This window comes from Reinekea forsetii, from assembly GCF_002795845.1.
GTDB classification, from domain to species: Bacteria; Pseudomonadota; Gammaproteobacteria; order Pseudomonadales; family Natronospirillaceae; genus Reinekea; species Reinekea forsetii.
Map to the genome: position 1 here is coordinate 998044 of NZ_CP011797.1, position 24686 is coordinate 1022729.

Here is a 24686-nt window from a genome sequence, read left to right on the forward strand (position 1 = left end):
TAGCTTACCCCACCGGCACCGCGGCGAGTAACTGGTGCACTAACGCATTACCATCGAAGCCCTTGGCCTGTGCCTGTAAGCTGAGTACCAAGCGATGGGCAATAACCCGGCTGGCAACCTGTTGGATATGGTCTGGGGTCACGAAGTCACTGCCGGACAACCAAGCCAGGGCGCGCGCGCAGCGATCCAAGGCGATGGTGGCGCGCGGCGAGGCGCCATAAAGGATTAAACCCTCTAGGTCGGCCTGATACGCACCGGCATGCCGGGTGGCATTGATTAGGTGCACTATATAGGTTTCAACGGCCGCGCTGACATGGATCTGATCGACCTCGGCCCGCGCGGCCATCAAAGTATCGAGGTCAATGTTGGCATAGGCGGGCAGCTCATGGGCCTGCTCCTGCCGGGCCAAATGGAGGATTCGAAACTCATTTTCAAGGCTCGGATAATCGAGCGAGACCTTCATCAAGAAGCGGTCTAATTGGGCCTCGGGCAGCGCATAGGTGCCTTCGTGCTCAACCGGGTTTTGTGTGGCCATAACCAGAAAAGGCGCGGGCAATGGATAGGTTTGGCCGTTAGCCGAGACCTGCCGTTCCGACATTGCCTCGAGCAGCGCCGATTGCACCTTGGCCGGAGCTCGATTGATTTCATCGGCCAAGACCAGGTTGGCGAAGATCGGCCCGGGTTGAAATTCGAAGCGATGTTCTTCGACGCGATAAATGTCGGAGCCGGTGACATCGGCGGGCATCAGGTCGGGGGTGAACTGGATCCGCTTGAAGCTGCATTGCAGGCCATCGGACAATGCCTTGATCGCACTCGTCTTGGCCAGCCCGGGCGCGCCTTCGACCAGCAGGTGGCCATCGGCCAACAGTCCGATCAGCAGCGACTCGATGAGTTGCTCCTGGCCGATGATTCGGGATTGCAGCGCGGTCTTTAATGCATGGAGTGCGTCGTAGGTTGCCATAGTTCATAGAATGCCGGTGAGAAGACTGCAGGCAAATTAAGGGCTTAAGGCGACCGATACAAGGGGGTTTACCGGATTTTTGCAGAACAGAGTCCAAAACCTGGGTTAAACCGGTGCTTGGCCGGTCAAACCCTTATCGAGTTCGCGATCTATTATCGCACCTCCAGCCACCACAACGGATTGCTACTCATCTGGCCAAGCACAATGGCCTCGCCGATGACCGGTGTGTTGACCTGAACGTTGCTCGCCGCGGCTGCGGCCGTGACCCGTTCAAAGGGATCAAACCAGCTGTGCAAACTCAAATCGAAAGTGCTGTTATGGATCGGCACCATCTGTTTACCGCCTAGATCGAGATGAGCCTGAACCGATTCTTCGGGCAGCATATGCACCCCGGCCCAGTTCTTGTTGTAGGCACCGGTCTCCATAAAGGTGACATCAAAGGGTCCAAAGCGTGTGCCGATCTCCTTAAAGCCATCGAAGTATCCGGTATCGCCACTAAAGAACAGGCGTTGCGCGTCGCGGCCAGGCTGTTCGGGCGCGCTAAATACCCAGGAGGCCCACAGAGTCCGATCTCGATCGGTTAGGCCTCTGCCACTAAAGTGCTGTGACGGCGTGGCCGTTAGGGTGACACCGGCCACGTCGGTGTCCTGCCACCAATCGAGTTCGATGACCTTAGCGGGATTGACACCCCATTTGATTAGATCGGCCCCAAGCCCGAGCGGACAGACAAAAAACTCCACCTTGGCGATGAGCTGCTTAATGCTCGCTTTGTCCATGTGATCGTAGTGGTTATGCGATAACACCACGGCTTTAATTTGCGGCAATTGCGCTATCCCGATTGGCGGCTGATGAAAGCGTTTCGGTCCGGCAAACTGAACGGGCGAGGCGCGTTTGGAAAAGACTGGATCGGTGAGCCAGAATTCACCATTGAGCCAGATCAGCAGGGTAGAGTGCCCGAGGCGATAAAAGCGGCTCTCGGCGCTGGGCAGGTTGAGCAATGACGCCGGATCGATATTCAGCACCGGCAGGGCATCGGTTGGCGTGGCCTGTTCGCTCTTATGTTTGCGATAATCCTTGAACATACTCCACAGGCCGGACATTGACATCTTCATGGCCTCAACCGGATTGCGAAACTTGCCGTCGGCGTATTGTGCCGAACGTTGGGTCAGTTCTTCGGTCGAAGGACTGCTGTTTAATATAGTGCCGACACTCATTACCGAGCCTCCTAATAGGACCGTAATAGATACTAGGCCAATGCCTAATTTTTTCTTCCATTGACTGCGCCGCGGACGATTAAACATCCTGAGCAACCGCCATATTAGAATCTTCTGTGGCGAAGAAATCTTGCTGGGTTAAGGTCTGGGCCAGCCCTAGGGCGGTTTCATAGCCTAAGCCGACATTCGCACCGGTTTTCAGTGCGATTTTGCCTGCTTGGCTGGGGGCCTGATCTAATGTCCAATTGGTCTTATTCATCGTTAGTACCTTTGCTTACCAAATGAGTGACCGATCCAACCTGACCGGGTCGCTAAATGCCGTGAATTAAGGGCTTTGAGTCGTATTTGCTTAATTGATCGTTAAGCTACGCAGCGCAATCGCGAAGCCGGTGTCGATATGTTGTTGCAGTGCTGCGCCGGTTAAATTGGCGTCAATGGCGCTGTCGATCGCAACTTCCAGCTGCGCGAAAATAAGCTTGATCATATAGGGCAAGGGCACCGCGACGGTATTGTCCAACCGACTGAAGTGCTCCAATAATTGGCCCATCACGGCAAACTGTTGGTGGAGCTGAGTCTCAGCCTCTTGACTGGCCATATTGGCCAATTTCATTTGTTGTAACAGGTCGTGTTCTATCGGGTTATCGACACCCCAGCGGATGTAAGTGCACCAAAAGTGGTTAAAGCAGGCGACGGTATCGTTCAAATCCGGCAGGCCGGGTAAGGTGGCATCGGCGACGCGCGTCTTAATTTCCACATAGACCGCATCGATCAAGGCTTCTTTACTGGCGAAGTAATTAAACAGCGTCCCGGTGGCCACGCCGGCATGCTTAGCGATCCGCGCGGTCGAGGTGTTCCAGAACCCTTCTCGGGCAAAGAGGTCGGTGGCGGCGTTGATCAGTTGAGTGCGTTTGTCTGTCATGGCTTGAGCTTAACAATGAATGACTAGTCAGTCAATTTTCATCCTGCCCGAACCGTTTCAGCCCAAGCTGCTGTCAGTAAACCTACTCAGCTAACCCCCATGGGTCCGCAAGGTGGAGGTAGCGGCGGTTTTCCTGACCCGAGATTTCAAACTACACCTTTGTGCTCAACAGTTTATGATCCTATCTAGCGCAGGTTTAACCTGCCGGTGAGTGTCTACTGCCTTACCGCACCCAATTCCTCTTCTGCTTAAGGTGATAAAAAGATGGCGACTAACCTATCCGCGGCACCGCAACCGCAACTAACAGTGCCGCAATTCAAAGAATCGGTCCTGAAGCATTTACATTCCACCCTCGGGACCTATGAAGAAAAGGCCTCCCAGCAAGCGTGGAATCAGGCCATTGCCGCGGCCATCAACGAGTTTGTCTACGACGGTGTCAGCCGTACCCGAAAGACCCATGCTGGCAAAGGCACACGGGCGGTGCACTATTTGTCATTGGAATTTCTGATGGGTCGACTGATGTCGAACAACTTGCAGAATCTCGGCCTCTATGAAATTGCCGATGCGGCGATGACAGACCTGGGTCAGAGCCTGTCCGATATCTTGGAAGAAGAGCCCGATATGGCCCTGGGCAACGGCGGATTAGGTCGTCTGGCAGCCTGCTTTATCGATTCGATGGCGACCCTGAGTTTGCCGGCCATTGGCTATGGCATTCACTATGAACACGGCCTGTTTCGGCAAGAATTTTACAAGGGTCGCCAGGTGGAGCGGCCCGACGAGTGGCGTGAGTTTGGCAGTTCATGGGAAATATGCCGACCGGAATCGCAGCAGACCGTTAAGCTATACGGCTATGTGGAAACGGTTTATGAGCAGGGCCAATCGCGTAAAGTGTGGCGCCCGAGCCGAACCTTACGTGCCATTCCCTGGGATATCCCGATCGTCGGTTACGGCGGTCAAAATGTGAATATCCTGCGCTTGTGGGAATCGCGTGCCGATAAGTTTTTCGACTGGGATGTCTTTAACTCTGGCGGTTATCTCGATGCCTATGCCGAATCGGTGCAAGCCGAAACCGTCTCCAAGGTGCTCTACCCCAATGATGAAACCGAAGCGGGTAAAGAACTGCGCCTGATCCAGCAATATTTTTTCAGCGCCGCCTCGATTGCCGATGTGATGCGCCGCTATAAGAGCGCTCACGGTAACGATCTGAGCAAGTTTGCCGAACTCAATGCCATGCAGTTGAACGATACTCACCCGGCCATCGCGATCCCAGAATTGATGCGTATCCTGGTCGATGAAGAAGGCTTCACTTGGCATGACGCGTGGACCATGACCCGCGCCACCTTCGCCTACACAAACCATACCCTGTTGCCTGAAGCCCTCGAACGTTGGCCGTTAAAGTTGATCGAAAAGGTTTTGCCGCGCCATATGGAAATTATTTTCGAAATCAACTCACGCTTTTTACAGGACGAGGTTGAAGCCAAATGGCCTGGCGATGATGCCGTTAAACGCAAGCTGTCGATCATCGAAGAAGGCTCGGCGCAGATGGTACGCATGGGCAATCTGTCCGCGGTTGGCTCGCACACGGTTAACGGTGTGGCGCAGATTCACTCCGAATTGGTCAAGAAAGATCTGTTCCCAGAACTCAATGCGCTTTGGCCCACCAAGTTCACCAATGTCACCAATGGCATCACTCCACGACGCTGGATGAAGGCCTGCAATCCGCGCTTGTCGAGTCTGATCGAAAAGCATGTCGATGCCGATTGGCCACGTTATCTTGAGAAACTATCTGGCCTAAAAGCCCTCGCCGATGACGCTGCGTTCCAGAAAGACTATATGGCCGTCAAGCAAGCTAACAAGGAAGATTTTGTTAAGGTGATCCGAGAGTTAACCGGTATCGAGGTCAGTGCCGATGCGATCTTCGATGTGCAGATCAAGCGCTTGCACGAATACAAACGTCAGCACCTTAACCTATTGCACATTATGGCGCTCTATCGCCGCCTATTGATCGATCCGAACTATGATTTGCACCCACGCGTCTTTATCTTCGGCGCCAAGGCCGCGCCAGGTTATCGCTTGGCGAAGGAAATTATTTTTGCGATCAATAAGGTTGCTGAAAAAATTAACAATGATGTGCGTATCAACAATAAACTCAAGGTCGTCTTCCTACCCAACTATCGAGTGTCGCTAGCCGAAAAACTGATTCCGGCGTCCGATGTCTCCGAGCAAATTTCACTGGCAGGCAAAGAAGCCTCGGGCACCGGTAATATGAAGCTGGCGTTAAACGGTGCCATCACCATTGGTACCATGGACGGCGCAAATATTGAAATTGCCGAAGAAGCCGGCACCGACAATGTGGTGATCTTCGGTATGGAAGTGGATGACGTCGAGGCGTTGTTGGCCAAGGGTTATCAGCCGGCCGATTATTATCGCAGCAACGATGAACTGAAGGCGGTGCTCGACTGGTTAGATGGTGATTTCTTTACCCCAGGAGAGCCCGGTCTGTTATCTGAAGTCAAACGCAACTTGATTGAGTCGGATTCCTTTATGGTCCTGGCCGACTTTGAGGCCTACAGCGAGGCACAGAAAAAAATCGACACACTATACCGTGACAAAAAGGCCTGGGCCCGAGCTGCCATTATGAATACGGCCAGTTTGGCGAAGTTCAATTCGGACCGATCGATTCAAGACTATGCCGAAAATATTTGGCATATCAAGGCCGTCCCGGCCAAGTCTTGATCGCACGCATGGGCTGTTGACGGTCCACGTCCACTGTACCAAAACCTTCTAGGCGCTTCGGCGCCTTTTTTAATTAGCTGCCAATCGAGGCCCACGGGCGCACGCCTTGCGCAACCGAAATTATGACATAAACTTATTGAAACGAAGCTGGAAAGAACCTCATAGGCGATGAATCACTTGACCATTAAACACCTAACCGGGCTCTTGGCTTTGCTGGCCCTTGCACTGTCGATTGTTCTCGCTCTCTTCGTCTACACCGATGTCCGTCTGTTGCGGCAAATGTTGGCCAAAAATGAAACGGTACTCTTGCCAATTATTCGTCAAGGCTATGAAGCGCGCATCAATACCATTCAAGTACAGCAATGGCTTACCGACATCAGCGCGACACGCGCTCAGGATGGTTTGAACGATGGCTTCGATGAAGCCAAGAGTGCCTATCAAAACTTTCGTCAAAATATTCAGCAGCTGTTGGCGTTGGACCCGGCCAATGAAGCACTCTATCGCGCGATTTTACCGGTATTTGACGCCTACTACGGTGCCGGTAAGAATATGGCTCAGGCCTATATAGATGGGGGCCCCGCGGCTGGCAATCTGCTGATGACGCCGTTCGATGATTCCGCTGCGGCAATCGGCGCTAAGCTCGACCAGCTTCATCAACAGATCGAATTGCTCGCCCGGCAGAATATCGCTCAGGCGCAGAGTACGATCAGCCGTCATATAGTCACCCTGTTGGCCAGCTTTGCCGCGCTTGCGGCGATCCTACTGCTGATGTTCGTCTTTGTCGTCGTGCGGGTCGCGACGCCAGCCCACAAGATCGCCGAGCGTTTGAGCGCCATCGCCGATGGCGACTTAACCCATGATTTGGACGACGGGCGACGCGATGAGTTAGGCGCTATTGTGACGGCGTCGAGCCGCATCGGCGCAAAATTCCAACATTTTATTAGCCAGATTGTCGGTGGCTCCAATTTGAATTCGGCCTATTCCTATGCCCTGCTGTTTTCGATGCAAGATGCCACCGAGGTGATCGAACATCAGGTCCAGGAAAGTGCCCGAATTGTCGCGGAAGTGGAGGCGCTTATGGCCTCAACTCGGGCGATGCAGGAGGCGGTACAGCAGACGGTATTGGAAACCGGTGATGCGCGTGAGCAGGTCAATGCCAGTCGCACTAATTTGGGCGACGCCAACACCATCGTGCGGGAATTGGAGCAGCACCTAGACCACGCCGAAGTCGCCATCACCGATCTGGCCGGTCAGTGCCAATCGATCAATACGGTGGTGTCGACCATCAGTGGTATAGCCGACCAGACCAATTTGTTAGCCCTCAATGCGGCCATCGAAGCCGCCCGCGCCGGAGAACAGGGGCGCGGTTTCGCGGTGGTCGCAGACGAGGTGCGGGCACTGGCGCAGCGCACTCAGGAGTCCACTGGGGAGATCCGCCAAACCGTCGATGCGTTGCAAAAACTGGCCGACACGGCGGTTACGACGATCAACCAGAATAAGGCGGTTGCGGCGCGCAATGCGGCCTTAAGTGAGGATGTTATTGAGTCGTTGAGCAAGACCTTTGGTTATATAGAGGCGATCTATCGATCCAATCAACGGGTGCATGATATCACTGAGATTCAGCTCAGCAATGTGCAGACGATCAGTGCGCGCACCCAGATGATTGAGGATTTGTCGGCCCAGGTTATGCACAAAATCGGTCGCAGTGACCGTCTTAGCGGGTATATGAAACAGAGCCTACAATCCTTTACCACCATCAGCGAGCAAGTGAAAATCCGCTGAGCGCTCGCTCGCTCGCTCGTAAGGCCGGCCGCTAGCCGGCCGAGCCAATTAGATCGAGCGCAGATGAAATACCTGTTCGGTGCCGGCAATGGCCGCCAAAACCTCAGCGGACGGTTCGCTGTCGATATCCAAAATATTGTAGGCGATATTATCCCGGCTCTTATTCAACATTTCGACCACATTGATATTCTCCTCGGCGAGCAGGTTCAGGACCTGGCTCAGGACCTTGGGCACGTTTTGATTGGCAAAACAGATCCGATAAGCCGTGGTGCGCTCCAGTTCACAGTTGGGGAAATTGACCGAATTGCGAATATTGCCGTGTTCAATAAATTCAATCAGTTGGCGCGCACCCATAATGGCACAGTTGTCCTCTGCCTCTCGCGTGCTGGCTCCTAAATGCGGTAGGGCAATCACATCGGGTCGATTGATCAGTTCTGGGCTGGGGAAATCCGTGACATAGGCGGAGAGCTTGCCGGTGTTAAGCGCGACGAGGGCATCGGCGGTATTAACGATCGATTCCCGGGCAAAATTGAGTAGCTTTGCGCCGTCCTTGATGCTGGCCAAACTGGTGCTGTTAATCAGGTTTTTGGTCGCCTCGATCGCCGGTACATGCAGGCTAATGTAGTCACTGCGGCTGAGCAACTGTTGCAAATTCTCCGCCTTTTGGACCTGATTGGGTAAACGCCAGGCGGCATCGATTGAGATGGCCGGGTCGTAGCCGATCACCTTCATGCCCATACCCAGCGCCATATTGGCCACACTGGAGCCAATAGCGCCGAGGCCCACCACGCCGAGTGTCTTGCCCATCAATTCCTGGCCCTTGAAATGCTTCTTCTCGGCCTCGAGCAGTGGACCCATATCCTCCGCCGTGACCTCTGACAGACCCGCTGTGTAGCTCAGGCCGGCATAAATACCGCGCGAGGACAGCAATAGGCCGGCCATGACCAGCTCCTTGACCGCATTGGCATTGGCACCGGGACTGTTGAAAACCACGATGCCGGATTCGGTGCAGCGCTCTACCGGGACATTATTGACGCCAGCCCCGGCGCGCGCTATCGCCTTAAGGCCGGTCGGGAATGTTAGGTCGTGCAACGTGGCGCTGCGCAGTAAAATCCCATCGGGTTGGGCAATTTCGCTGCCGACCTCATATTGGGCGCGCGGGAATTGATCGAGGCCTTCGACGGCAATGGTGTTATAGGTGCGAATTTTATACATAGGTGCTTCCTGTCCTAGGTAACAGCGCTCCCGACAGTCGGTGATTCGGTGTCAGCACGGGGTGCTAACTGAGCCGTTCCAGCACTGTCGATGACGCGCAATGACTTATTGTGACTATGAGTTCAGGTGACCCAGTTGGAACCCCTGGGGTCCCAAATAGGCTAGCCTGCTTTAGGCCAAACATCGGCAATCGCTTCAGGCGACTTGGGTATAAGCCCAGTCAAGCCAAGGCAGCAGGGCAGACAAATCGGCTTCTTCAACGGTCGCACCAGCCCAAATTCGTAACCCGTCTGGAGCGTCCTTATAGGCGCCGATGTCATATGCAACGCCCTCGTCCGCCAACAGTTTCACCAGTTGCTTAATTTGTTCGGCGCTCAGATCGAGCGTAAAACAGACACTGGTATTGGAGCGAATAGCCGCTTCCTGGGCCAGAAAATGAATCCAAGGAGTCTGTTCGACAAAGGCTTCTAAAACGGCCAAGTTGGCCGTCGATTTGGCAATGCTCTGTTGCACGCCGCCAATCTGTTCCACCCAAGACAAGGCATCGAGGTAGTCGGCGACGCAGAGCATCGACGGCGTATTGATGGTTTCGCCGCGGAATATACCCTCACTGAGTTTGCCACCGGCGGTCAGGCGAAATATTTTCGGCATCGGCCAAGCTGGGGTATAGGACTCTAATCGCTCCACCGCACGCGGGGACAAGATCAACATGCCGTGGGCCCCTTCACCACCGAGTACCTTCTGCCAGGAAAAGGTCACAACATCCAGCTTGGACCAGGGCAGCTCCATGGCAAATACCGCGGAAGTGGCATCGCAAATGGTTAGGCCGGTGCGTTCATCGGCAATCCAGTCGCCATTGGGCAACTTGGCCCCAGAGGTGGTGCCGTTCCAGGTAAAGACCGTGTCGTGCTCCGGGTTCGCCTGAGTCATATCGGGCAGTTGGCCATAGTCGGCGGTCAGCGTGCGCACTTCGGGCAGCTTTAATTGTTTGGTAATGTCGGTAATCCAGCCCTGGCCAAAGGACTCCCACCCGAATACATCGACCGGCCGCGGACCCAGTAGGCTCCACATCGCGATTTCCATGGCACCGGTGTCGGACCCCGGTACGACCCCAACCCGATAGCCGGCCGGTAGATCCAGCAGTTGTGCAGTTTGGTCACAGGCTTTTTTCAGCGCGATTTTGCCAATGCTCGAGCGGTGCGATCGGCCGAGTAAGGTTTGATCGAGGTTGCTGAGGCGGTAACCCGGACGTTTACTGCACGGCCCGGAGGAGAAATTCGGATTCTGGGGTTTAAGGCTTGGTTTCATAATGCTTTATCTGTCCCTTTGGTCAGTTTAATCGCTATAAAATAGGTCAATTACATCATCGAATCATGGTACGCCGAAACCAAAGGGAGCCAAAACCTTTCTGATCAAAGAGTTCTAACCTGGTGGTGAAATATATGCATCGCCGAGTTGCGCGCGTCGCATTCACATCTGGCGCGGGCCTGTGCCGCCGACAAAGCCAAATTGAGCTGGTGTTTAGGTTAGCAGTGCAACTAAACTAGCGCCCCAGCTAATCGATCGTCAGGAGTTCAGTATGCAAAACAGTGTCCCGTCCGTTGTCTTTAAAACCCGAGTGCGCAATGAAGCCTTAGGCGGCCCGAATCCGTTTGAATGGCAAGATGTCAGTACCGATGAGCTGTTTGCCGGTAAAAACGTTGTGGTTTTTTCCCTACCGGGCGCCTTTACGCCAACCTGCTCAACTTCGCATCTGCCACGTTATGAAGAGCTGTACAGCGAATTTCAAGCCCAGGGCGTCGATGCAGTGGTCTGTGTCTCGGTCAATGATGCCTTCGTAATGTATCAGTGGGGTCAAAGTCAGAAGGCCGAAAACGTCTTTCTGCTGCCCGATGGCAATGGCGAATTTACCCGTAAAATGGGTATGTTAGTCGACAAGAACAATCTCGGCTTTGGTCAACGCAGCTGGCGTTATGCCATGCATGTTGAAAATGGCCAGATTAGTAAGTTGTTCAGCGAGGCCGGTTTTGCCGACAATTGCGCCACCGACCCCTTTGAAGTGTCCGATGCCGATACCATGCTGAACTACCTAAAAGCGCGCTAAAAGCCTTTAGACCGCTAATAGAGCTTTGTTACAGCGGCCATGACTGATGCTTGTCACGGCCGCTGAGCGGGCTCAAAATAGTTCCCCTGTAAAACGCTTGCTCAGAGCCCAGATCCGCGCCACTCCCGCTACTTGATTTAATTCGCAACAAGGTTCCCTGTCGAAATAGCCTTGGCCTGCCGCCCGGCGTACATTTTTGTGATGTGAATCTAAAGTTTTAACAGCGCCAATTGTTTTAGACCCGCTATCGCCTAAATTCATCTGGACAACGCCAATTTGATCTCGATCCCTATGCTTGAGCCAATGCGTAGGGCGGGTACCAGCGAAGAGCAGGAGATATAGATGCAGATGTTGAGTAGGTTCCAAGTGCGCGATGAATTATCGCAACAGCAATGCAAGACCCATCCCTGGCCTTTCGCAGGCCTCAGGCAGCACAGTAACCCAGCCTATGACCTACAATAAACCAGAGGTTTGCTATGACAAACGCGCCTAATCCATTGGGGATACCCGATATCACCTCTTTTTTACAGCAAGTCTTTGGCCAGGTCGCCTTCTGTTTTCCAACCCAAAAGTCAAACCTGGTGCCTGCGCTGCAAGCGTCTTTCTCACTCGCCGATATCTGCTGGTTGAACCAACATCAGTGGGGTGATATTCGCCTAGCCAAGTTTGATTCAGCAGATGCCAGGTTTGCCGATCAGGCGCCGACGGCCGACCTGCTCAGGCAAGCCTTTGAGCAGGGCCATACACTGCTGGTAGACAATTTACAGACCAAAAATGGCCTCTTTGCTACGCTCTGTCGGCAGTTAAGCCGTCAGTTTGCCTGCCCAACCCGCTGCCTCGCCCATTGGTCACCTTCGTACAGTGAGGGTCAGGCGCTGCAGTATGACGATCAGGATGCTTTTGTCGTCCAGGTGAGCGGCAGCAATAACTGGCAGGTCGATTTTAACAGCGAGTTTAGGCCCTTTGGGGGGGAAGCCTACCAGTCGACTCGGGTCGAACAGTGTAAAACGCTCAAACAACTGAAGTTGGCCGTAGGTGATATCCTCTATCTCCCGCGCGGCAGTTGTTATAAGGCCGCAACTGGAAGTGAGCAGTCGCTGCATTTTACGTTCTCGATTTGCAGTTTGCGCCTGCGGGATCTTTTGTTGGAATTGCTGGCACCGACGCGGCCGGATCTGGATTCCTTGCGACCGGCGCTGCGGGCGGAGGACTTTAGTCCGGCTCAGGGGGAGAACGCTCGAGCCGGGTTGTTGGGCTATCTGGATGCTCTAACTAGTCGACTTCGATCCGAACCAGGGCTGGTCGATGATGCCTTATTGGCAGTGCATAAAAACTTCGCCAGTCAACTGGCACCGCTCAATCTGCAGTTAGATCGACAGTTGCACCGTGGCGATCCGGTGCTAACCCTCGATACTCGTCTGATCGTCAATCCGGAACAGTACTTTGTCTTCGATGAATCCGCTCTGCGGGTGTACTTTAGCGGTGGAGACATTCGTCTGTCTGCTGGTTATCGCTGGGTGTTCGACCTACTACGCCTTACCGAGGGATTTTCACCACAGGAAATCATCAGCCAATACCAGCGCTCGGACCGCGAGGTCGAGCTGGACGCCTTCGCGCAACTGCTGGCGAAGGATCTACTCTGGTTAGACCGCAAGACCTCTTGAGGTCTGTCCCGAACCGACCACCAATGCTAGCTTAGTCGTAGGTTGGCCCGATCCCGATATTGCTTGGGGGTCATACCCTTGATGCGCAGAAAATGGCGATTAAAGTTCGAGACATTGGTAAAGCCGGAGTCGTAACAAATCTTGGTGATTTGATTGTGAGATGTTTTCAATTGCTCACACGCCTTGCTAATTCGAACCTTGATCAGAAAGTCGATGTACTTAATGCCGGTCGATTCGAAGAAGTACTTGGACAGGCGATTCGGCGAAAGCCTGACATGCAAGGCGACATCTTCGAGTCTAATTTTTTCGTTGTAATGTTGTAAGATAAAATCGATCGCCTTGTTAACCACGCGCAGGGTTGGGCCGGCAAAATCTTGCCAATCCCGAGCCGTCGATAGAGTAGTCTTTTCCTCCGTTACCAAGTTATTCATCAGTTCCAGAAAAGCGATCATTTTTTCCAAGCCATCGCTGCTGGCAATACGTTCATACAGATCGGTGTAGATCGCGAGGTCGCGCGGTTGAAACTCATGGCCAGCGCCTCCCGTGCGAATGATATTCACGATCTCCCGCAGTTCCGAAATATGCTGGCTCGCTGCTTCAAACATGTCGCCGTCAAAATTAATGACCTTGATCCTTAGGGGTTCAGGGGTCGACTCCGTTTGTGAGTCTGAATCCGCAATCCATATGTGCGGCAGGTTAGCGCCGGTCAGTACCAGATGGCCGGGTTCATAGCGGCCAATATAGTCGCCAATAAAAAACCGCCCAGAACTGGCTACCACCAGATGCAGTTCCAATTCTTTGTGGCAATGCCAGGTGGCTTGGGCACTGGATGCACCGTGCTCGAGATAGCGAATAGACGAATTGGTGTCATTCAAAGCCGGCAACTCAGGGGTCACTAAAAGCCCTCTGGTTGCGATTGTGTTTCCGTCCATAATACCCTCTAAATACCTTGCCTGAACTTTAGTCACGACGGGATCGTCTACTAAAAATTTGCATTTACTTTTTTGTTGGGTCCTAAGAGCAGACGGCTCGAAAGGTAACGAATACCGACCGGCCAAAATCAGCTTACCATTTTCATTAAGCAAGAGTCGTGATTTCGTAAGTAAGTATTGTCTTTGGTTTTTGTTGCATACCTCTTTATGGATATAAGAATAGTTTATTTGATTTGCTTCGGTCAAGGCGGCGCCTTTTTAGGGAATATTGTTAAGTTGTATTAATCAGGCTGTTTTTTTTGTTTGATGAAATAGTATCAGTTATTTTTAATTTTTTTATTGGTTTGATAATGGGTGGGCTTCGTTTAAAATAGAGATTTTTCTTCCTGGATGACGGTGATCTTATCATCTCTGGGCTTACCATTAAGGGTCTTAAGGTCAATGGGAATGGGTCCTATAGCGCGTTTCTCCATTCGAGATTGATATTTTTTTGTATGTCTTAAATTGTTTTTTTTGTAACTCTGGTATTGCCTGAGGTGGTCTTAAAATAGTGCGAGCCTGTGCTATACGGTTCGGCAGCGAGTGTTTGGGATGTCTGTGATTTTTATGATAATTAAAAAGTGAAAATAAAATCATCAAAAATAAGGTAAATAGTACATATAATAGTTTATTAAATTAGTCAGCTCTAGTGCGATTTTGTGCTTTAAACTTGAATCAAAAACATCCAAACCAATACTATTTTAATTAATTGATACTTTAATTTTTTTTGGTTTATTAGTGAGGCGGCTGAGCTCAATATTGTAATATGCATAGCGTCTGGTTGATCGGGAAGCTGTTCTAAGTTCTACCGCGGTAAGCCACGACCGTTTCATCTAAAGGCATTTTATCGCTACATGTGCTGGTAGGTTTTCCGGCGCACTGCTGAGGCTTCTTTGACCAATGCGGTTAAACGCAGGGCTTCGGTATTCTGGCTCCACGGCGTGGCCCCAATCGTCGTGAATCAAGGCTTTCAAGGCTATCTAGGACAGCTTACCGATAAGGTAAATCTTATTAACCTTATATGAGGTTAGGAAAGGGCTAAAGAAGGGCATAAACGAAATGCGCGACTGCAGGGTGCGGCCGTGCGTGATATCTACAAGATCATCGGCCCGTTGCACTGAGTTGGCGACCAGCAGTGGATGCCTGGGTGCCTGGGTCGATTCAGCACCCAAACGGCCGCCATGCTGGCAGCCGTCAGTCGAGTAGCGGACTCAGTTGTGCAAATGCAGTTCCGAGTTCAGCTCTACCGCAGACTTATTGGTCAAGCATTCGACTCGTCCGGTCAGGGCATTGCGCCAGAACAACAGATCGGACATGCCAGACAGCTCGCGCGCCTTGACCGTATTGATCGCCGCCTTGTGGCTATCGAGTAGGGTCACCTTGGTTCCCGCGGTAATATAGAGACCGGCTTCAATGGTGCAGCGATCCCCGAGTGCAATGCCAGTGCCGGAATTAGCCCCGAGGAGGCAATTTTCGCCCATCGAGACCACTTCGGTGCCACCGCCCGATAGGGTGCCCATAATCGAGGCGCCGCCACCGACGTCGGAACCGTTGCCGACCAGAACACCAGCCGAGATACGGCCTTCCACCATCGACACGGCCACGGTGCCGGCATTGAAATTGACAAAGCCTTCGTGCATCACGGTGGTACCTTCACCCAAATGGGCGCCAAGGCGCACCCGTGCCGTGTCGCCAATACGGATGCCGGTGGGCACCACATAATCGGCCATCTTGGGGAACTTATCGACGCACTGCACCGTCAAGATCCGGCCCGCTAGGCGGGCGGCAATTTGGCGTTCTGGCAATTCGGGCAAATCGATCGGTCCTTCGCTGGTCCAGGCAATGTTGTGTAACACGGCAAAGATGCCCGCGAGGACGATTTTTTGCGGTTTGACGAGGCGATGAGACAGCAGATGCAATTTTAAAAAGGCTTCGGCGATGGATACCGGAGCGCTATCGGTTTCCAGCAGAGTCAGCACCAGCGTCTGTTTGCTGTGGGCTGCGGCAGCCAGTAGTTTTACATTAAGTGTCATGCCGGCGTCTGCAAAGACCGACGATAAGGCCGCATAATGCTCCAGCTCGAGCACATGGGCGGTGTTACCACCCTCATGCTTGACCACAGCGAGCAGGCGGTTAATCAGGTCATCGGAAGGCGCGATAAGGGGTTGCGGATACCAGGCTTCGATAATCTTTAATTCACTGTTACGAGTGGCGGTGCCCAGACCGACAGAAAAATAGGTCATAACTTAACTCTCTCTTGAAATAATGTGTGCAAATTGGCTTAGATCGAAACCGATCCAAAGATGGCCCTGCAGTTCGATCAGGGGTCGTTTAATCAGGCTTGGTTGGTGCTGAATTAGGGCCACTGCGCTAGTGCTGTCAACCGAGGTTTTGGTTGCTTCTGGCAACTTGCGCCAGGTGGTGCCGCGCTTATTAATCAGACTTTCCCAGCCCAATAGGGCGATCCACTGTTGGATCAACTCGGCCGTGGGCGGTTCTTTTTTGAAATCGATAAAGTCCACGGTCACGTTCTGCTCGGCAAACCAGTGCAATGTTTTTTTGACTGTATCGCAGTTTTTGATGCCATAAATTTTAATCAAGCGAGCGCCCCTGTTTGGTTAATAGATGCGCTTTAGACGCTGCGCGGCCTCGACACAATCGTCTAATGTCGCCACCAGGGCGATGCGAATATGGCCGTAACCCGGATTGATGCCGGCGTTGTCGCGCGACAGGTACTGCCCGGGTAAGACCTGAATATTGGCCTTTTCGAGCCAGCGTTGTGCCACCGCCTCGTCGTCTTCGGCCAGGTTCGGCCACAAATAAAAGCTGCCGTCCGGGATGGTCAGCGGTAAGAAAGACTTGAGTTCGCCAACCACCGCAGTGAATTTTTCATTGTACAACCGACGATTTTCCAGAACATGGCTTTCATCGTTCCAGGCGGCAATGGATACCTGCTGATGGGGTATCGGCATGGCACAGCCATGGTAGGTTCGGTAGGCGGAAAAATGCCGAATCAAATGGGCATCGCCGGCGACAAAGCCGCTGCGTAAGCCCGGCAAATTGGACCTTTTACTCAGGCTGTGAAACACCAAGCAATTATCGAAGTCGCTATGGCCCATCTGTTCGGCGGCCTGCAGTAAGCCAATCGGCGGCCGAGCCTCGTCTCGATAGAGCTCGCTGTAGCATTCATCACTGATTAGGATGAAGTTAAATTCGATCGACTTGTTAATTAAAAATTGCAATTGCTCGGACGACAGAACGGTGCCACTTGGATTACCCGGTGTGCAGATAAATAACAGCTGGCAGCGTGACCACTGGTCGTCGCTGAGCGCCGCGAAGTCCGGTTGATAATTGTGTTCGGCCACGCAATTAAGGTAGTGCACCTTCGCCCCGGCCAGCAAGGCCGCGCCTTCATAAATCTGATAAAAGGGGTTGGGCATCCAAACTTCATTGGCCTCTGCCGTCGGATCGTAGAGCGCCTGAACCACAGAAAAGAGTGCCTCGCGTGTGCCGGTCACCGGGATAACATGGCGGTCGGCACTAAAGCCCTTGTTGTTGTGCAGTTTAAAACGCCGAATTAACCATTGGCTGATCGCCTCGCGCAAGGCGGGCAAGCCGGCAGTCGCCGGGTAGCGTGAATAGCCGGCAATGGTGGCAACAATCTGCTCCTGCAAAAAATCCGGCGGGGCGTGCTTTGGCTCACCGATGGACCATGCAATGGGGGTCATATCGGCCGCCTTGACAGAGGCCATCTTGGCCCGTAATTTTTCGAATGGATAGGGTTGCAGACGTTGTAAATTGGGATTCATCGGTCCATTACTTCCAAAATAGTTTCGGTCAATTCATATTGCAACCGCTCCACGTCGGCGGAACTGTGCAGTGGTTCGCCGTTGGCATCGACCAGGAAAAACACGTCTTCAACATGTTCGCCCAAGGTGGCGATTCGGGCATTTTGTAAGGTCAGCTGGAGTCGTCGAAAGCAACGACCAATATCGGCCAGTAAGCCGGGTCGATCTGAGGCGAGCAATTCGACGACAGTGCGCTGGTTTAGCATGTCATTGCTGACGGTAATTTCAGGTGGAATTTGAAAATGTTTTTGCTGCCGTGACAATCGTCGTTGCGGCGTCGGTGCTTCATCGGGAGTCACAATGGCCTCTAATAGCCGTTGTTGAATCTCGGCCAAACGCTGACTGTTGTCACCGATTGTGGTGCCATCTTGCTCCAAAACGATAAAGGTATCCAAGCTGAACAGGGACGCCGACGAGGTCATAATACGGGCATCTTGGATATCCAGACTAAGGGTGTCCAGCGTTGCGGCGATGTCGGCAAACAAATGTGCTCGATCGCGGGCATAGACAAAAACCTGGGTGCCACCGATATACTGTTTGGCATCGGTCTCTTTGATCAGGACCAGGGGGACATTTTGACCGTGGTTGGCGATGGCACGCAAATGCCAGGCTATATCTTCCGGGCTTTCACGCAAAAAGTAATCGTCACCAGGATCGTCCCAGAGGTCGAGGCTGGCATCCGGATCAAAGCCCTCTGCGGTCATTAATAGCAGGGCGGCCTGCTTAGTCTCGCTGACCCGTTCGGCCTTGTCGGCCGGGTTGTCCAAACCACGATTTAAGGCGTTTTGAGTTTCCCGATACAGGCGCTCCATCAGTGACGCCCGCCAGCTGTTCCAAAGGTTTGGATTGGTCGCATAGATGTCAGCGACGGTTAGGGCATAGAGATAATCTAGGCGCGCGTGACCACCCACCTGTTGGGCGAAGTGATTGATCACCGCCGGGTCGGAAATGTCCTGGCGCTGCGCGGTCATAGACATCAGGAGATGATTGCGCACCAGCCAAACAACCAGGTCCGTATCCCAAGGCGACAGGCGATGGCGATCGGCAAAGCGCTTGACATCCATGGCCCCTTCGACCGAATGGTCGGTGTGCCGACCCTTGCCGATATCGTGATACAGCGCGGCGATGTAGACCAGCTCCACCTTGGGCAGTTTGTGGATGATCTTGGTGGCAATCGGGAAGCGTTTGCTGTTGGCGGCGTGGCGAAAGGTGCGCAAATTCCGGATGGTTAACAAGGTATGGGCATCGACAGTGTAGACATGGAACAGATCGAACTGCATCTGCCCGACTATTTTGCCGAACTCCGGCAGATAGAGGCCCAATATGCCATATTGATTCATCCGCATCAGCCCATGGTAGACACCTTTAGGGCTGCGTAACAATTCCATGAAAAAGGTGATATTGCGCAGATCCTGACGAAAGGCGCCGTCGATCGCTTTCCGGCTGGCGAACAGCAGTCTCAGGGTGCTGGCACGAATCCCCTTGATGCCCTCTTCTTGAGCGCATAAGACGAAAATTTCCAACAAGGCCGACGGTGTGCGGGTAAAGACCTTGTCGTGCACGACCTCAAGATAGTGGTTGCGGATTTGAAACCGGGCATTTAGCTCGGTGACCTGTTCCGATGTGCTATCACCCAATATCTCTTCATCGAAGTGCTGTAAGAGCATAATATTGAGAGTGCGCAGGCGGAACACTTGCCGGAAGTAGTCTTGCATTAGATGCTCTACCGCTATTTGGCCTTCTCGGTCACTGTAGCCGAACATCTCAGCCACCTTTTCCTGCAGGTTGAACAGCAATCGATCCTCTTCGCGCTCTGAGATCATATGCAGTGCATAACGCACCCGCCAGAGGAAGTCCTGGCCTTCTTTCAGAGTGCGATGCTCGGCATCGGTGAGGAAACCCCGTTCGACCAAGTCAGCCAGAGACGAGTCGCCAAAGTGTCGCTTAGCAACCCAACCGATATTTTGGATGTCCCGCAACGCACCCGGGCCCCCTTTGACATTGGGTTCTAGGTTATATTCGGTTTCATTGAATTTTTGGTACCGATTGGCCTGTTCATTCATTTTGGCCTTGTAGAAATCGCGGCTAGGCCAGATTTTGTCGGGGCCGACTGAATCGGACACTCGTTCTCTGAGATTGTCGTCACCGACCAGGGTGCGCGACTCCATGAGATTAGTGGTCACGGTCACGTCATTGCGGGCCTCGACAACGCAGGTGTCAATGGTGCGCACGCTGTGGCCGACTTCCAGCTTGATGTCCCACAAGAGGGTCAGAAATTGCTGTAGAGATTCAACGTTTCGGTCAATCAGGGTTTCATTATCGAACAGGATCAGTAGATCGATATCGGAGTGCGGCAGCAGCTCGCCGCGGCCATAACCGCCGACCGCTATCAGGGCTATAGACTCAGGCTCAGTCCAGGTGAACAGTCGCCAAGTGCTGCGCAACAGCTCGTCCATGGCCGCGGCTCGGCCAAAAACCAAACCGCGGATCGGGTCGCCCTGAATAAAACGATGATGCAAGGTCTCATTGAGCCTGCGCAAAGCGTCTTTGAGCACCACAATAGGGGTTTCCAGTTGTAACTGCTCGGTGACGGCTTCTTTATCAAACAGACTGCTGTCTGCGTAACGGTCGAGATCCACTACTTGGTCCTTTGAGAACGTAAGGATGAAATAACTTTAGACCCGCTAGAATGACTCTTCGGTGCGGGCTGTTAAAACCTCCACGCCAGTAGCCGTGACCAACAAGGTATGTTCCCACTGAGCGGAGGCCTTGCGATCTTTGGTGACCACGGTCCATTGGTCGCTGAGTATTTTGCACTGCGCCTTACCCTGATTGATCATCGGCTCGATCGTAAAGATCATGCCTTCCTTCAGCGCCATGCCCACTCCGGGCCGGCCATAGTGCAATACCTGCGGCTCTTCGTGAAATACCGCGCCGATACCATGGCCGCAGAACTCCCGTACCACAGAGTAATGGTTGGCCTCGGCGTGTTGCTGAATCACGTGGCCTATGTCTCCAAGGGTCGCGCCCGGCTTGACCAGTGCAATCGCCTTATAAAGACATTCCTGGGTTACCTTGCACAGACGATCGATATGAGTCGCGACTTCGCCGACGTAAAACATCTTACTGGTGTCGCCGTGGTAGCCGTCTTTAATGACCGTGATGTCGACATTGACCACATCGCCCTTCTTGAGGATCTTATCCTCGCTCGGAATACCATGGCAAATGACCTGGTTTACCGACGTACAGATCGACTTCGGAAAGGGCGGGTTGCCATAGTTGAGCGGCGCCGGTATGCCTTCCTGGACATCAATGATGTAGTTATGGCAGATCCTATCGAGCTCTGCGGTGCTCACGCCGACCACAACATGGGATTCGAGCATTTCCAACACCTCAGCCGCGAGGCGGCCGGCGACACGCATTTTAGCGATTTCTTCAGGGCTTTTTATGGTTACAGCCATGCTTGTTCCAATTCGGTTACTAGGTAGTAGGCGATTCTAACGGTTTTGTTAGCCAGTTGCAGCCCCGCAAATAGTAGGGCACCCGCTAGAGCCATATAAAAGATGCTAAAAATACGCCGCGACTGCCATGACCGGCTCTTAGGCCCGCTTTTCGGGGCCGGTTCCGAGGTGTTGAGGGACGCCCCACGGACTGGGACCGGGATATTTTTCTTGTCTTAAATCGCTGAATTTGGTATAAAGCGCGCCGCTTCAACTAAATGAAGTGTTTCCTAAATTCTCACGCACACCGTCACGTGATTCTGGGTGCCCGAAAGGGGTTGGATCATGGGGAGTGCGGAGGCCTAACCCGAATAATGAGGTATTTATGATTACTGTATCAATGCGTGAACTGCTTAAAGCAGGTGTTCACTTTGGCCACCAGACCCGTTACTGGAACCCGAAAATGGGTAAGTATTTGTTTGGCGCCCGAAACAAGATTCACATCATCAACTTGGAGCACACTGTTCCAGCGTTAAATGAAGCTTTGGCCTTCGTTGGCAACCTTGCCAGCAAAAAGAACAAGGTTCTGTTCGTCGGTACCAAGCGTTCAGCCAGTGCCATCATGGTTGAAGAAGCGACTCGTTCGGATATGCCGTACGTGGCGCACCGTTGGTTAGGCGGTATGCTGACCAACTACAAGACCATTCGTCAATCGATCAAACGTCTGCGTGAGTTGACTGTGCAACAGGCCGATGGCACCTTCGAGCAGCTGACTAAGAAAGAGCGTCTGATGGCGACTCGCGAAGTAGCGAAGCTGGAGCGTTCAATCGGTGGTATCAAGGACATGGGCGGCTTGCCGGATGCTCTTTTTGTTGTCGACGTGGACCACGAGCGTATTGCAATCCTCGAAGCCAACAAACTGGGCATCCCAGTTATTGGTATCGTTGACTCCAACTCGAACCCAGACGGTGTCGATTATGTCATTCCGGGTAACGATGATGCGATTCGCGCCATTGAGATCTATGCCCGTGCAATCGCCGATTCCATCTTGGAAGCCCGTGGCGGTGACGTTGATGAGTTCGTGGAAATGGCCGATGCTGCAGAAGCAGCTGACGTGGTTGTAGCCAAAGAAGAGTCAGCTGAATAAGCTTGATTCTCTTAGCTTGAAGGGGCTGCGGCCCCTTTTTCCTCTTCCGGAACCCTATATCCGGTTGAATATGCGTAATACTAAATTGAATTGAGGACCAAAATCATGGCAATTACTGCGAGCCTGGTGAAAGAACTTCGAGATCGAACTGGCCTAGGCATGATGGAGTGCAAGAAAGCACTCGTCGAGTCTGAGGGTGATATCGAACTCGCCATTGATAATCTGCGCAAGTCATCGGGCCTGAAAGCCGCTAAGAAATCCGGCCGTATCGCGGCTGAGGGTATCCTGGTTACTCGGACCTCTGCTGACAATTCGTTGGTAATGCTGCTGGAAATTAACAGCGAAACCGACTTTGTTGCGCGAGATGACAACTTTTTAAACTTTGCCCACAAGGTGGCTGATGTCGCTTTTGCCAAGGGCAGCTCCGATGTTGCCGCCTTCATGGCAGATGGTCTTGAAGACGAGCGTGCCGCGCTGGTTCAGAAGATCGGTGAGAACATCAGCGTGCGTCGCGCTGTGTTTATCGGTGGTGCGGGTAAGACCGTCGAGGCCTATGTGCACGGTGGCCGTATAGCCGCAGCTGTTGAATTGACTGGCGGTACGCCGGACCTGGCGAAAGACATTGCTATGCATGTCGCCGCCATCAATCCTCAGTACGTCAATGTGAATGACGTTCCAGCCGATGTTTTGGCGCGCGAAGAAGAGGTTGTTCGGGCCCAGTCTGAAGAATCTGGCAAGCCAGCAGAGATCATTGAAAAAATGATGGTCGGCCGCCTGAAGAAGTTTGTTGCGGAGATATCTCTCAGTGAGCAGCCTTTCATCAAGGACCCGGACATCAAGATCGGTGCCTTGGCTAAGAAAGCCGAAGCCGAGATCGTGAGCTTTACCCGTTTTGAAGTGGGTGAAGGGATCGAAAAAGAAGTTGTCGATTTCGCCGCAGAAGTCGCAGCAGCCGTCAAAGGCGGCTAAAGCAATCTAAATCCAGAAAAGGCAGCTGCGCTGCCTTTTTTTATGTGTCCTATTTCTGCAGTTTGTTTTTTGGTACGGCGATTGTTTGCTCAAAATGAGTGGACGAATTCAAAGAAATGCCTGTACAGGGTGTGTATAATAAAGAATCGAAATTTCTCATTGGTTTTAAGCGAGTCGACAACCGGCCAGTCCTGCCGCTCCCAGGGGAGCGGCTGCATAGCGCGGTAAGGCAGGGCATATGCCCGCCGGCAGCGTCGGCCAGACTGTGAATAGGTAAAGGAATTCAACAGATGATTGAAGAAATTAAGCAGGAAACCGACAGTCACAACCGCAAAGCGCTGTTAGCGCTGGGCGATGCCTTCAATAAGATTCGTACCGGTCGCGCCAATCCGGCTATCTTGGATGGTGTCATGGTCGATTATTATGGCAACATGACCCCAATCAAGCAGGTGGCCAATATTTTGATTGAGGACGGTCGTACCCTCGCGATTGTGCCGTGGGAAAAAAATATGGTGCCGCAGGTTGAGCGCGCCATTATGAAGAGTGATTTGGGTTTGAATCCGTCAACTTCCGGCAGTAATATTCGCATCGCGATGCCGATGTTGACCGAGCAGACCCGAAAAGACATGATTAAGGTCGCCCGCAATGAGGCCGAAAAGGCCCGTGTGTCGGTGCGTAACGGCCGTCGCGATGCCAATGCCTCGATCAAGGACCTGGTTAAGGAAAAGGAACTCTCAGAAGATGAGGGTAAGCGCGCCGAGGAAGATATTCAAAAGCTGACCGATGCGGCCATTGCCGAGATTGAACGTGATCTGGCCGAAAAAGATGCCGAGTTAATGAAGGTTTGATGGGTTAGGTATCCTGCCGAGGCAACATGGATTCATGTTGCCTTTTGTGGTTTGGGATTGTCTGTGTTTCACCGGTAACAGAATTAAGCTAGGAAGGGATGCTAAATAAATCTAACAAGGGTCAGCCCCTAGAGTCGACAGTGAAAGTCGTACCCCGCCATGTTGCGGTGATCATGGATGGTAACAATAGATGGGCAAAAAAACGCTTGCTAGGCGGTATTGCTGGCCATAAGGCTGGCGCCCGTGCGGTGCGCACGACCGTCGAAACCTGTGCGCGTGCCGGGGTCGAGGTACTAACCCTCTATGCCTTCAGTTCTGAAAACTGGCGTCGACCCAAGGATGAAGTCAGCGCATTGATGGATCTCTTTTTGCTTGCCCTGAATCGAGAAGTTAAAAAGCTGGTCAGCAATAATGTCCGGCTTAGGGTGATTGGCGATATCACGGCGTTCAGCCCTTCGATTCAGCGGGCTGTTGCCAAAGCCGAGTTCGACACGGCCCAAAATACCGGCATGACTCTGGCGATTGCTGCCAACTATGGTGGTCATTGGGATATTACCCAAGCCGTTATTAAGCTTGCTCAGCGGGTCAAGGTTGGCGAATTAGAACCTGCGGCCATCACCGAAGCGTTGATTGGTGAGCAGGTCATGCTCGGTGATCTGCCCCCGCCGGATCTGTGTATTCGCACCGCCGGGGAGCAACGAATATCGAATTTTCTACTCTGGCAAATGGCCTATACCGAATTCTATTTTACCGATGAATATTGGCCAGATTTTAGCAGTGAATCGCTGTTAAAGGCCTTTGACTCCTTTTTAGGTCGGACTCGGCGTTTTGGTCGTACCGACGAACAACTAGAACAAGAGAAGTAAGT

20 protein-coding genes are annotated in these 24686 nt (G+C 52.7%); 8 read left to right on the top strand and 12 right to left on the bottom strand.

Annotated elements, in window-relative coordinates; genetic code table 11:
- Positions 1–4: 4 nt before the first annotated feature.
- The 4 genes from REIFOR_RS04615 to REIFOR_RS04630 all read right to left on the bottom strand — a co-directional run bounded on the left by REIFOR_RS04615 (position 5) and on the right by REIFOR_RS04630 (position 3094).
- Complete coding sequence (locus REIFOR_RS04615) at positions 5–961, bottom strand: AAA family ATPase (RefSeq protein WP_100256455.1); 957 nt, start codon at positions 959–961, stop codon at positions 5–7.
- 152 nt (positions 962–1113) lie between these two features.
- Entirely contained in the window at positions 1114–2175 is a 1062-nt protein-coding gene (locus REIFOR_RS04620; protein WP_100256456.1) for an MBL fold metallo-hydrolase, read from the bottom strand.
- A gap of 79 nt (positions 2176–2254) precedes the next feature.
- Positions 2255–2434 carry a hypothetical protein gene (locus tag REIFOR_RS04625; RefSeq protein ID WP_100256457.1) on the bottom strand — a complete coding sequence of 60 codons (180 nt, stop codon included), beginning with the start codon at positions 2432–2434 and terminating at the stop codon, positions 2255–2257.
- 90 nt (positions 2435–2524) lie between these two features.
- Positions 2525–3094, bottom strand: a complete 570-nt coding sequence (locus REIFOR_RS04630) for a TetR/AcrR family transcriptional regulator (RefSeq protein ID WP_100256458.1) — start codon at positions 3092–3094, stop codon at positions 2525–2527.
- 264 nt (positions 3095–3358) lie between these two features.
- On the opposite strand from REIFOR_RS04630, the gene REIFOR_RS04635 reads away from it, so the two are divergent.
- A complete protein-coding gene (locus REIFOR_RS04635; RefSeq protein ID WP_100256459.1) occupies positions 3359–5830 on the top strand; it encodes a glycogen/starch/alpha-glucan phosphorylase in 2472 nt (823 codons plus the stop codon).
- 168 nt (positions 5831–5998) lie between these two features.
- Positions 5999–7612 (top strand): methyl-accepting chemotaxis protein, encoded by a 1614-nt coding sequence (locus REIFOR_RS04640; RefSeq protein ID WP_100256460.1) that lies wholly within the window; start codon positions 5999–6001, stop codon positions 7610–7612.
- 48 nt (positions 7613–7660) lie between these two features.
- Here REIFOR_RS04640 and REIFOR_RS04645 read toward each other — a convergent pair whose 3' ends face one another.
- Both REIFOR_RS04645 and REIFOR_RS04650 read right to left on the bottom strand, forming a co-directional pair.
- The gene (locus tag REIFOR_RS04645) at positions 7661–8827 is read right to left on the bottom strand and encodes a phosphoglycerate dehydrogenase (protein WP_100256461.1); all 1167 of its coding nucleotides are present in this window, start codon (positions 8825–8827) and stop codon (positions 7661–7663) included.
- A gap of 195 nt (positions 8828–9022) precedes the next feature.
- Complete coding sequence (locus tag REIFOR_RS04650) at positions 9023–10135, bottom strand: phosphoserine transaminase (RefSeq protein ID WP_100256462.1); 1113 nt, start codon at positions 10133–10135, stop codon at positions 9023–9025.
- Between the two features lie 271 nt (positions 10136–10406).
- On the opposite strand from REIFOR_RS04650, the gene REIFOR_RS04655 reads away from it, so the two are divergent.
- Both REIFOR_RS04655 and REIFOR_RS04660 read left to right on the top strand, forming a co-directional pair.
- Positions 10407–10931, top strand: coding sequence for a peroxiredoxin (locus REIFOR_RS04655; protein WP_100256463.1), 525 nt, complete (start codon positions 10407–10409; stop codon positions 10929–10931).
- Between the two features lie 476 nt (positions 10932–11407).
- The gene (locus REIFOR_RS04660; protein WP_100256464.1) at positions 11408–12595 is read left to right on the top strand and encodes a JmjC domain-containing protein; all 1188 of its coding nucleotides are present in this window, start codon (positions 11408–11410) and stop codon (positions 12593–12595) included.
- A gap of 26 nt (positions 12596–12621) precedes the next feature.
- On the opposite strand, the gene REIFOR_RS04665 is transcribed toward REIFOR_RS04660, so the two are convergent.
- From REIFOR_RS04665 to map, 6 genes are all read right to left on the bottom strand, one after another.
- On the bottom strand, positions 12622–13527 hold the full coding sequence (locus tag REIFOR_RS04665; RefSeq protein ID WP_100256465.1) for an AraC family transcriptional regulator: 906 nt from the start codon (positions 13525–13527) through the stop codon (positions 12622–12624).
- Positions 13528–14777: 1250 nt separating this feature from the next.
- Complete coding sequence (gene dapD, locus REIFOR_RS04675; protein WP_100256467.1) at positions 14778–15809, bottom strand: 2,3,4,5-tetrahydropyridine-2,6-dicarboxylate N-succinyltransferase; 1032 nt, start codon at positions 15807–15809, stop codon at positions 14778–14780.
- 3 nt (positions 15810–15812) lie between these two features.
- Entirely contained in the window at positions 15813–16166 is a 354-nt protein-coding gene (locus REIFOR_RS04680) for an arsenate reductase (RefSeq protein ID WP_100256468.1), read from the bottom strand.
- A gap of 18 nt (positions 16167–16184) precedes the next feature.
- Complete coding sequence (gene dapC / locus REIFOR_RS04685) at positions 16185–17375, bottom strand: succinyldiaminopimelate transaminase (RefSeq protein ID WP_100256469.1); 1191 nt, start codon at positions 17373–17375, stop codon at positions 16185–16187.
- Entirely contained in the window at positions 17372–20053 is a 2682-nt protein-coding gene (gene glnD, locus REIFOR_RS04690) for a [protein-PII] uridylyltransferase (RefSeq protein ID WP_100256470.1), read from the bottom strand. The genes dapC and glnD overlap by 4 nt, the downstream gene beginning before the upstream one ends.
- Positions 20054–20098: 45 nt before the next feature.
- Positions 20099–20875: a type I methionyl aminopeptidase gene (gene map, locus REIFOR_RS04695; RefSeq protein ID WP_100256471.1), complete on the bottom strand. Its 777-nt coding sequence runs from the start codon at positions 20873–20875 to the stop codon at positions 20099–20101.
- Between the two features lie 364 nt (positions 20876–21239).
- Between map and rpsB the strand changes: the two genes are divergently transcribed.
- The 4 genes from rpsB to uppS all read left to right on the top strand — a co-directional run bounded on the left by rpsB (position 21240) and on the right by uppS (position 24684).
- Positions 21240–22001, top strand: a complete 762-nt coding sequence (rpsB, locus tag REIFOR_RS04700; protein WP_100256472.1) for a 30S ribosomal protein S2 — start codon at positions 21240–21242, stop codon at positions 21999–22001.
- 102 nt (positions 22002–22103) lie between these two features.
- A complete protein-coding gene (tsf, locus tag REIFOR_RS04705) occupies positions 22104–22970 on the top strand; it encodes a translation elongation factor Ts (protein WP_100258696.1) in 867 nt (288 codons plus the stop codon).
- A 290-nt stretch (positions 22971–23260) separates the two neighbouring features.
- Positions 23261–23818 carry a ribosome recycling factor gene (gene frr, locus REIFOR_RS04710; protein WP_100256473.1) on the top strand — a complete coding sequence of 186 codons (558 nt, stop codon included), beginning with the start codon at positions 23261–23263 and terminating at the stop codon, positions 23816–23818.
- A gap of 98 nt (positions 23819–23916) precedes the next feature.
- Complete coding sequence (uppS, locus tag REIFOR_RS04715; protein WP_100256474.1) at positions 23917–24684, top strand: polyprenyl diphosphate synthase; 768 nt, start codon at positions 23917–23919, stop codon at positions 24682–24684.
- Positions 24685–24686 lie beyond the last annotated feature (2 nt).